The sequence below is a fragment of the Luteolibacter arcticus genome, from assembly GCF_025950235.1.
GTDB lineage: Bacteria > Verrucomicrobiota > Verrucomicrobiia > Verrucomicrobiales > Akkermansiaceae > Haloferula > Haloferula arctica.
Window position 1 is genome coordinate 1 of sequence record NZ_JAPDDT010000035.1, and the last position, 8941, is coordinate 8941.

The 8941-nt window shown below is 63.4% G+C and carries 7 protein-coding genes; 4 read left to right on the forward strand and 3 right to left on the reverse strand.

Annotation, left to right across the window (positions count from 1 at the left end):
- Nucleotides 1–133 precede the first annotated feature (133 nt).
- Both OKA05_RS29175 and OKA05_RS29180 read right to left on the reverse strand, forming a co-directional pair.
- Nucleotides 134–877, reverse strand: coding sequence for an LssY C-terminal domain-containing protein (locus OKA05_RS29175; RefSeq protein WP_264490764.1), 744 nt, complete (start codon nt 875–877; stop codon nt 134–136).
- A gap of 73 nt (nt 878–950) precedes the next feature.
- Nucleotides 951–1307: a hypothetical protein gene (locus OKA05_RS29180; RefSeq protein WP_264490765.1), complete on the reverse strand. Its 357-nt coding sequence runs from the start codon at nt 1305–1307 to the stop codon at nt 951–953.
- 708 nt (nt 1308–2015) lie between these two features.
- Between OKA05_RS29180 and OKA05_RS29185 the strand changes: the two genes are divergently transcribed.
- The 4 genes from OKA05_RS29185 to OKA05_RS29200 all read left to right on the forward strand — a co-directional run bounded on the left by OKA05_RS29185 (nt 2016) and on the right by OKA05_RS29200 (nt 5154).
- The gene (locus OKA05_RS29185; RefSeq protein ID WP_264490766.1) at nt 2016–2378 is read left to right on the forward strand and encodes a hypothetical protein; all 363 of its coding nucleotides are present in this window, start codon (nt 2016–2018) and stop codon (nt 2376–2378) included.
- 12 nt (nt 2379–2390) lie between these two features.
- Nucleotides 2391–3143 (forward strand): hypothetical protein, encoded by a 753-nt coding sequence (locus tag OKA05_RS29190; protein WP_264490767.1) that lies wholly within the window; start codon nt 2391–2393, stop codon nt 3141–3143.
- 1523 nt (nt 3144–4666) lie between these two features.
- On the forward strand, nt 4667–4981 hold the full coding sequence (locus OKA05_RS29195; RefSeq protein ID WP_264490768.1) for a hypothetical protein: 315 nt from the start codon (nt 4667–4669) through the stop codon (nt 4979–4981).
- A complete protein-coding gene (locus OKA05_RS29200; protein WP_264490769.1) occupies nt 4978–5154 on the forward strand; it encodes a hypothetical protein in 177 nt (58 codons plus the stop codon). The genes OKA05_RS29195 and OKA05_RS29200 overlap by 4 nt, the downstream gene beginning before the upstream one ends.
- Before the next feature lie 361 nt (nt 5155–5515).
- Here the strand turns inward: OKA05_RS29200 and OKA05_RS29205 are convergent, their stop codons facing one another.
- The gene (locus OKA05_RS29205) at nt 5516–8470 is read right to left on the reverse strand and encodes a leucine-rich repeat protein (RefSeq protein ID WP_264490770.1); all 2955 of its coding nucleotides are present in this window, start codon (nt 8468–8470) and stop codon (nt 5516–5518) included.
- Nucleotides 8471–8941: the final 471 nt, after the last annotated feature.

The following is an 8941-nucleotide window of genomic DNA, read 5'->3' on the forward strand; positions in this document are numbered from 1 at the left end:
ACCGCACCGCGGGGAGTTTACCGGGACAAACCGAACAAGGGGAAAACCAAGCGGGCCGCTTAAGTGAGCGCCATTCGTCGCTGCTCCTTATGGGAGGCCGGGCGTGGGGCGGGCCGCTTTTTCTGGGGTGGGGCTATTTGTCTTCGGCGTTGCTGTGGGTGGCGATGCCGAGGCGGCGGTCGGTTTGCCAGGGGTCGCCGCCGCCGTTTTTGCCGGTGGGTGCTTGGAAGTCGTCGCGGTAGGTGATGGTGGCGAAGCCGGCGGATTTGAGGGCGGTGAGGATGAGGTCGCGCTCGGGATCGACCTCGGGGGCGATGTGGTGGGTGATCTCGCCGGTGTCGTGGCTGAGGCCGACGCTGCGGTCGAAGGTGGCGGCGCCCCACCAGGCGATGCGGCCGTGGGTGTCGGTCTGGGGTGCGCGCCAGAAGCGGACGTGGTGGCGTTCGCGGGGGCTGGTGCCGTGGGGTTTCTCGAAGGCGAGGTCCTGGTGCCGGCCGAAGAGGATGAGGGGACTGACGGGGGCGTGGTCGTAGGGGCGGCCGAGGACGGCATCGCCGGCGATGCGGAGGCTGCTCTGGAGGGTGACGGGGTCGGCGGGGTGCCAGCCGTTCTCTAACAGGGCGGTGGTGAGTTCGGCATCGGTGGCGATGATGAAGAGATTGAGGGGATCGGCGGGGATGCCTGCGCTGGTGGTGGTGAGGGTGGGTGCATCGACGAGCGCGGGGTGGAGCTTTTCGTGATGGCGCCACCAGCGGGGGAGCGCGAGGTAGGCGACGATGAGCCATAGGAGGAGCAGGCCGGCAGCCCAGACGAAGAGTCGGCGGGTGCGGCGGGTGCGCGAGTGCGTGCGCGAGCGTGCTTTTAGCCGGATCTTCATTTCACTGGGTGAGTTTTGTTAGATGCTGGATGCGGCGGGAGCGCCAGAGGAGAAGGGCGAGCCATGCGATGAGTTAGAGCGCGGTGAGGAGCCAGAAGGGTAGCGTGAGATAGTGGATGCGTTGCACGGGGACATCGACGTCGCGACCGCTGCCCCATTCGAGTTTCCACAGGCGATTCTTTGGCTCGCCATCGACGGGCATCCAGATGGAGGAGCTAAGATCGGGGCCGAATTCGCCATTGCTTTCATCCATGCTCGTGTGGATGAAGCGGATGATGCCGTGTCCGCATTCGAGCCTGAGCGAGGTGACGTTGCGGCTCCAGTGGACGCTCCAGCCCTTGGCGGGGACGACCCACGCCCAGAGGAGGAAGGCGAGGCCGAGGATGCCGGCCCAGAAGAGGCGGGAGCGGTTGATGGGGCGCGGGGGCATGGGGAAAAAGGAATCATCAATCATCAATCTTCCAATCACCAATCGAAGTGCTGCTGCGCGGGGTGGGAAGCTTGGTGGGGAGGCCGGTCTGTCCAAAGCGACAGTAAGGTCGCTGCTCCTTATGGGCCGCGCATGGTGGGCGTAGATGGGGTGGAACGAACCGCGGAGACGCAGAGGTCGCGGAGAGAGCGCGGAGGAGTTGTGAAGCGGTTTGGTCTCCGTCGGCCGGAAGAACTGCTTCGACCGCACTCGGAGAGTGCGGACCACTTTGCGGGGATGGGGGGAAGTTGAACCGCCAAGACGCAAAGTGCGCGAGGAAGGATGGTGGTGGATGCCTTTCGATTCCAGGCGGCGTCGAGGTGGCTGGAGAATTTCAACCGCAGATTACACAGATTGACGCAGATTGAAGAGGGGAGGGTTGGATGGTGGATGGAACGAGCCGCAGCGGGCGCAGAGGTGGCGGAGGATTGGAGGTCGTGGCAGGGTATCGGTAGCAGTGCACAGCGACAGTAAGGTCGCTGCTCCTTATGGGTGGCACGCGGTGCAGGCGTGCGGGGAGGAATCCGGGCTGGCGCTGCGGGGAGGTGGATGGCTACGATGGGGGAGGAGGGTGAGTTCAGCCGAATCGAATCGAACTGAATTGAATCGAACTGAACTGAATTGAATTGAGCCTACCGAACCGAGCCGAACCGAACCGGAATCCAGACCATGATCGGAATTCTTTCCAAGGAGCAGGTGGCGAAGCTGTCGCCGGCGGAGCAGGAGCTGGTGGCGCGGTTGGCGCTGGATGAGGCGAGGTCGCGGCGAGCGCTGCTGGTGAAGGCGAAGGGCTATCGAGGTATCCTGCTCGTGCCGCTGGTGGTGTGCACGGTGATGATGGGCCTGGGGATGTGGAGGGGCTGGACGGCGATGCTTCCCTATCTAGTGCTGTTGGGGTTCGCCCTGATGCAGTTCCATGTGCGGGGCGTGAACTCGCGGATCGATGCGCTCGTGAAGCTGCTGGATTTCGATCGGTTGAGCGATTCCAAGGGTCAGGTGGATAGCGATGTTCCATCGCGTCCGCAGTCTTGATAGATGAACCGGATGAAACGCATGAAAGCCTTGGTGATGTATTTGGTCTTCTCGCTTCTGGCGGCGCTGCCGGGTGAGGCGAGGGCGGTGCGGAGCTTGGAGATGAAGGCGCTGATGAAGGAGTCGGCGCTGGTGTTTGCGGGGCGGGTGAAGTCGGTGGCTCCGTCGGGGCTGACGACGGTGCTGACCTACCCGACGTGGGATGGCCTGGTCTTCGAGTGGCTGAAGGTGGAGGTGGAGGTGCTGGAGCCGATGAAGGGGGTGAAGAAGGCACAGGTGGTGCGGACGATGATGCTGTCGATGCGGGGCGAAGGTCTGGTGATCAATGGTCCGGGAGTGGTCGAGCCGAAGGTGGGGCGGCTTTATTTGCTGTGCTTGCTTCCGACGACGACGGCGGGGGTCTATGCGTCGATCACGGCGCCCTTCGATGACGATGAGGGGGTATTTCTGTTAGATCGGAAGGGGTGGACGGATGGGGCGACGTATTACGATGAGAAGGGGAAGGAGACGCCCTTTCACAAGCAGGACGACAAGAATGCGGCGCTGTGGCATCTGGTGGATCGGAAGGGCGCGATCGTGCCGGCCGGGGCGGAGGCGATCCGGAAGAGCTACGCGGCGGAGCTGGCGACGCCGGCACCGAAGGACTCGGTGATCCATCTGAAGTGGAAGAAGGAGGAAGGTCGCGGGGGCTGGCAGTGGAACGTGCCAGATGAGGGAGGCAAGGGGAAGAAGAGCAAGGGGTCGACGGGGCCGGCGAGCAAGTAGGGTAGTGAGGTGGAGGGCTTTGCTTTGAGGTGTGGCGGTTTGGGGCTGGGTTCGGGAGAAGGAGTTGAACCGCGAAAGAACGCGAAAATGCGCGAAATTTAAAGGCAGGGAAAACTCTGCAGGGGGCGGGGCACGTGCCGGGTTATCGGTGATCAGTGATCAGTGATCAGTGATCAGTGATCAGTGATCAGTGATCAGTGATCAGTGATCAGTGAAAGGCATCGGGGATGGGGATGGAACGAACTGCGGAGGCGCGGAGGTCGGGATGGGTGGGTGTTGAACCGCCAGGACGCGAAGTGCGCGAGGAAGGATAGTGGTGCCTTTCGATTCCTGGCGGCGTCGAAGTGGCTGGAGAATTTCAACCGCAGATTACACAGATTGACGCAGATTGAAGAGGGGATGGTGGATGGGGGGAGACATCGGGGATGGGGATGGAACGAACCGCGGAGGCACAGAGGTCGCGGAGAGAGAGCGCGGAGGAGCTGAGAGGCGGTTCGGTCTCCGTCGGCCGGAAGAACTGCTTCGACCGCACTCGGAGAGTGCGGACCACTTTGCGGGGATGGGGGGAAGTTGAACCGCCAGGACGCGAAGTGCGCGAGGAAGGATGGTGGTTGATGCCTTTCGATTCCTGGCGGCGTCGAGGTGGCTGGAGAATTTCAACCGCAGATTACACAGATTGATGCAGATTGAAGAGGGGAGGGTTGGATGGTGGATGGTGGATGGTGGATGGTGGATGGTGGATGGACGAACCGCAGCGGGCGCAGAGGTGGCGGAGGACTGAAGGTCGTGGCGGAGTATCGGTTGCAGTGCACAGCGACAGTAAGGTCGCTGCTTCTTTCGGGTCGCGGTGCTAGATCTCATCAGGAGACGGGACCTTGCTGTCCCGTTCATTCCCGTGGACACTTTCCCCGAACGAGGGCTTGAGGCGAGGCGGGTGGCCGGTCTGTCCAAAACGACAGTAGGGTCGCTGCTTCTTCTGGGCGCGCGGAAGCGAGGCCGAAGGCCCTTGGAGCGCTGCGGTGATCCGCAGCTTTTGAATGTGGGGGACGGAGGTTTGCGCTTGGGCGATCGCGGCGATCCTGGGAGGTCGGTTCAGTCCGGCTGGAGAAGCGGTCTCCACCTTGGACTCGAGAGCTGCGAAGGATCGCAGCAGTCCGAGGGCGGCTGCGCCGCGGTGATGGGGCGGGGCGTCACGCGATGTAGCGTCGGTCTGCGACCGTGGGAAGCTGGCGGCAGCGAACGGCATGGGGAGGCTTCTGGATTGGATCCGCGGGGATGCGGCACGTGCCGCTGAAGTGCGACGGTCATAGACGCGCCGCTACATGGGATGGGATGCGGCGTTGTGCTTGAGCGTCCTTCTCTTCCCTTCCCTTCCCTTCCCTTCCCTTCCCTTCCCTTCCCTTCCCTTCCCTTCCTGGGTGTGCGATGATGGGGGCATGGACACGTGACGGATGCCGTGGGCTTGCTGCGGATGCGGCGTGACAAGCGGGTGGTGCGATGCGTAATTCTTTCCTAACAGAAACATGAAGCAACTGGATGATGCTGCCTTTCGTGCGACCTTCGGGGAGCCCATGGTGCCGGTGACGGACGATGAGGAGCCGCCGTTCGATTTCTGGGATTACTTCGAGGAGATCCCGGAGGATGATTTCGAGGGGTACGATTGCTCGGCGGGGGCGGTGGACCAGGCGTGGCGGACGCCGGATGGGAGATTCGAGCATGTACTGGTGAACTCGGAGGAGGAGGCGGATGTCTTCATGGTGGTGGTGCTGGACCGGGACGCGGGAGTTGTCCATGGGCACCGGTTGCTGCATTTGAAGGATGAGTACGGGATGCCATGAGTCCGCTGTGGTTCACTTTCGGCGGGCTGGCGTGGTGGGCGTTCTTTGAATGGCTGCGGGGGAGGCCGCAGTACCGGATGCGCGGTACGCAGGATTTGGTTTTGATCGGCGGGGTGGGGTTGGTGGCGGCGATTGGGGGGTCGATCGTGTGGGTGGTGGGGAGGTTTTTTTGAATGAGGTGCGGGGGATGGCGATGGGCGGAGGAAGAGGGGATTGAACGGCCAAGGTGCAAAGGTCGCTAAGGATGGTGGTGGATGGTGGTGGATGGATGGAGGAGTTGTTGGGGAAGGGGATGGCTTGGGGTGTGGGCGAAATGGGTGAATCGCGATGGGGTTGCTGGTGCGGTCTTCGCGCAGCCGGAACGACGAAGTCGTTCCGCAACGAAGAGAAGAGGGGGAGGGGCGAGACGCCCCTCCAACGGACTGGGGCAAGATGCCCCAGCTACGGTTAGATGCCCCGGCTACGGGAAGATGCCCCAGCTACGGGAAGATTCCCTAGCTACGGTTAGATGCCCCAGCTACGGGTAAGATCGCTCTAGCGGGCTAGGCGGAAGAAGACGCTGGTTTCGCCGGGTTGGGCGGTGGCGTCGAGGGCGGTGGGGAGGTCGGCCGGCTGGAGGTGGGCGTGCTCTATCCAATCGGTGAGGTTGGTGGAGCGCTGGACGGTGAAGGGCTGGTCGGTGTAGCCGGTGAGCTGGAGGGTGATGCCGTCTTCCTCGCTGACGATGAGTTGCTGGCGGATGGTGTGCAGGGATGGCGCGGGGACATCGGCGTGGAAGCTGTTGCCGGCGGCCACTTCATGGTCGGTGCCGGTCCAGCGGTTGGTGAAGATGACGGTGCCGCTGGTGACCTGGAGGGTGAAGCCAATGAGGTCCTCGGTGGCACCGGTGCCGAGCGCGATATTAAAGGCGGTGCCGTGGATGCCGACGGAGCCGGCGGGGGTGTCGATGACGACGTCCGTGGGATCATGCTGGCCGATGAGGCCGCTGGTGAAGTCGAAGGATCCCTGGAGGAGTGTGAAACGGGAAGAGTTCTGCCCGGGGTCTCCGGGGTTGTAGAGGTATTCATCGATCCGGAAGGAGGAGTCCGCGCCGGGGGTGATGATGGTCTCGTCGATGAAGACGAGGGTGATGGTGGGGACGGGGCCGGTGGTGATGGTGTCGCCCTGGAAGATGAAGTCGCCGAGCTCCAAGGGATAAGTGGCACCGGCGCGGGAGACGTTGGCGGAGCCGGTGGTGACGGTGCCGGCCTGGGGGATCATCCCGGAGGCGTAGCCCTCCCACAGCGGGGAGGTGAAGCCGCTACTACCTTCATAGTAGTAGAGGGTGACCGGCGGGGAGGAGGGGTTTCGTTTGAAAACATTCGCGCCGAAGCTGGCAGGCGCGTCCCCGCGGAAGGTGACGTGCTCCAGAAGCTGGCAATCCTCGAAGGCGAGGCTGCCGATGGACTGGATGCCACGGCCGATGCGGACGGACTCAAGCTGGCCGCAACGGGCGAACGCGCTTTCGCCGATGGTGGTGATGGAGTCGGGGAGGCTGAGTTCCAGCGGTTCGCAGTCGAAGAAGGCGGATTCGCCGATGGTGGTGACACTTCCGGGGAGGGTGATCGTGCCCAGCGAGCAACGGTAGAAGGCGCTGGTCCCGATGGTGGTGACACTGGGAGGGATGACGATGGCGGTGAGGTCGGAGCAATCGGTGAATGCGGATTCGCCGATGGTGGTGATGCCATTCCCGAGGGTGACATCGTGCAGGCTCTCGCAGCCCTCGAAGAGGAAGGGGCCGAGCACGGCGACGCTGCCGGGGATGACGGCCCGGGTCAGGTGGGTGCAGTAGCCGAAAATTTCGCCGTCCTCGGGTCCGGGTCCGCCGAGGTGGATGACGCCCTCGGGGATGATGATCTCCTCGAGGTAGGGGCTGTCGTAGAAGGCCATCTTGCGGATGGACTTGAGGCTGGAAGGGAGCGTGAGGGTCTGGAAGCCGCAGCCGGCGAATGCGCCCTCGTCCAGCTCGATCACGCTGCTGGCAAACTGCACGCCGGTGAGGCTGATGCACCAGGCGAAGGCCCACTTGCCGACGCGGGTGATGCCATGGGGGATGGTGATCTGGGGAAGAGCGCCGCAGCCATCAAACATGGAGTCCGGGATCGCGGTGATGCCGGCGGGGATATTCGCCTGCTCGAGACTCTCGCAGTCGAAGAAGGCACCCACGCCGATGGAGGTGATGCCGCTGCCGATGGAGACGTCTAACAGGCTGACGCAGGAATCGAAGGCGTGGTCGCCGATGGTGAAGACGTGATTCGGGATGGTGACGCTGGTGATGAGGCGGCACTCGGCGAACGAGTGGGGCCCGATCCTAATGATGGGGGCCGGGATGACGTAGGGGCCCGATCTGCCCCCGGGGAACATGACCAACTCCTGCCCGCTTTGATTGCAGAGCACGCCATCGGGAGCGGAGTAGCTGCCATTCGCAGGGTCCACGGTGAAGGCGAGGAGCGAGGTGCAGGCGGCGAATGCCTTTCGACCGATGAAATTGACCGAGGAGGGAATATGCACGCTGGGCAAGCTGGAGCACTGGTCAAAGGCTTCCTCGCTGATGGAGGTGAGGCCTTCCGGGAGGACGACTGCTTCGATGGCCGCGCAGCGTGCAAAGGCCTGGAACCCGATGGCGTACAAGCTCTGCGGGAGCGCGACGGTCTCGGGAATGGTCGCCTCGCCGGGGGCCGACATGCCGATGAGCTTCGTGCAGCCAGAGAAGGCACCGGAGTCGATAAGGGTGATGCCGGCAGGCAGGGTGATGCGGAGCAGACCGGTGCAGGAAGCGAAGGCATTGATGCCGATGGTGATAACGGAATCGGGAAGCGTGATATCGGTCAAGGCGCTGCAGCTGGCGAAGGTGGCGGGACGAATACCGGTGATTCCCTGGCCGAGGGTCACGCTGGTCATGCGGCTGCAGAAGGCAAAGGCTCCCATGCCGAGATACGCCACGGAGTCGGGGATGGTCGCGGTGACGAGGCGCGGGCAATTGCTGAAGGCTCCGTCGCCGATCGTGATGACGCCGCTGCCGATGGTGAGCGTGGTCATATTCAAGCAATTCCGGAAGGCATCGGCACGGATCTCGGTGACGGTGTCGGGGATGGTGACGGTGACGATGGTGGACTCGGCGAAGAAGGCATTCGCCGCGATCACCTGGACGGGCTGTGGCTCGCCATTGTGGATGATGTGGGACGGGATGGTGACGGTGCTGCCGGAGGTGTAGGCGGTGATGGTGATGAAGCTCCCATTGCTCTGGTAGGTGAAGGGGCCGGACTGCTCGGCGAGGAGGGTGCCGGAGCCGAGGAGGAGCAGGCTGGCGATCCAGAGCGCGCACTGCTGCAGCAGCCGGTGCGTGGTGCTGCGTCCGCGGCGGGCCGGGAGGTGCGGGCGGCGGGAGGTGGAGGGTGCGCGGAGGGACGACGGCCTGCGGGCAAGCGAGGGGAATGTGGGGGAGGGCATTGTTATCTACTACATAGGATGGGGTGCGGGATGGCGGCGTCAAGGCGGGAGGTCTTGCGCGATGGGCAGGGGACGATGGGGGTGCGGCGGGTGAGCGCGGGGTGGCGGGAGGAAGGTCCGGGAGGATCTTGATTTTCTAAGGATTAGAGGATGGTGCGGTGGCGGATCGAGGCGAGGGATCGCGCGGGCGAAGTTCGTGATTTTGCGGGCGGGAGTATTCGGGTAATGGTTCAGGTTCGATGATGGAGGTGAGGTATTTGGCATTCAGCGCACCGGAGGTGATCGACGCGGAGACGGCAGAGCGGCGGCATATACCCACTTCCCCCAAGACGTTTTGAGGCGAGGCGAGGCGAGGCGAGGAGGCAGGTCTGTCCAAAGCGACAGTAAGGTCGCTGCTCGAATGGCGCTCACTTAAGCGGCCCGCTTGGTTTTCCCCTTGTTCGGTTTGTCCCGGTAAACTCCCCGCGGTGC

Bases quoted from the DNA above. Each gene is read 5' to 3' on its own strand.
- OKA05_RS29200 (WP_264490769.1), top strand. From the start codon at position 4,978: ATGAGTCCGCTGTGGTTCACTTTCGGCGGGCTGGCGTGGTGGGCGTTC.
- OKA05_RS29205 (WP_264490770.1), bottom strand. From the start codon at position 8,470: ATGCCCTCCCCCACATTCCCCTCGCTTGCCCGCAGGCCGTCGTCCCTC.
- OKA05_RS29195 (WP_264490768.1), top strand. From the start codon at position 4,667: ATGAAGCAACTGGATGATGCTGCCTTTCGTGCGACCTTCGGGGAGCCC.
- OKA05_RS29175 (WP_264490764.1), bottom strand. From the start codon at position 877: ATGAAGATCCGGCTAAAAGCACGCTCGCGCACGCACTCGCGCACCCGC.
- OKA05_RS29190 (WP_264490767.1), top strand. From the start codon at position 2,391: ATGAAACGCATGAAAGCCTTGGTGATGTATTTGGTCTTCTCGCTTCTG.
- OKA05_RS29185 (WP_264490766.1), top strand. From the start codon at position 2,016: ATGATCGGAATTCTTTCCAAGGAGCAGGTGGCGAAGCTGTCGCCGGCG.
- OKA05_RS29180 (WP_264490765.1), bottom strand. From the start codon at position 1,307: ATGCCCCCGCGCCCCATCAACCGCTCCCGCCTCTTCTGGGCCGGCATC.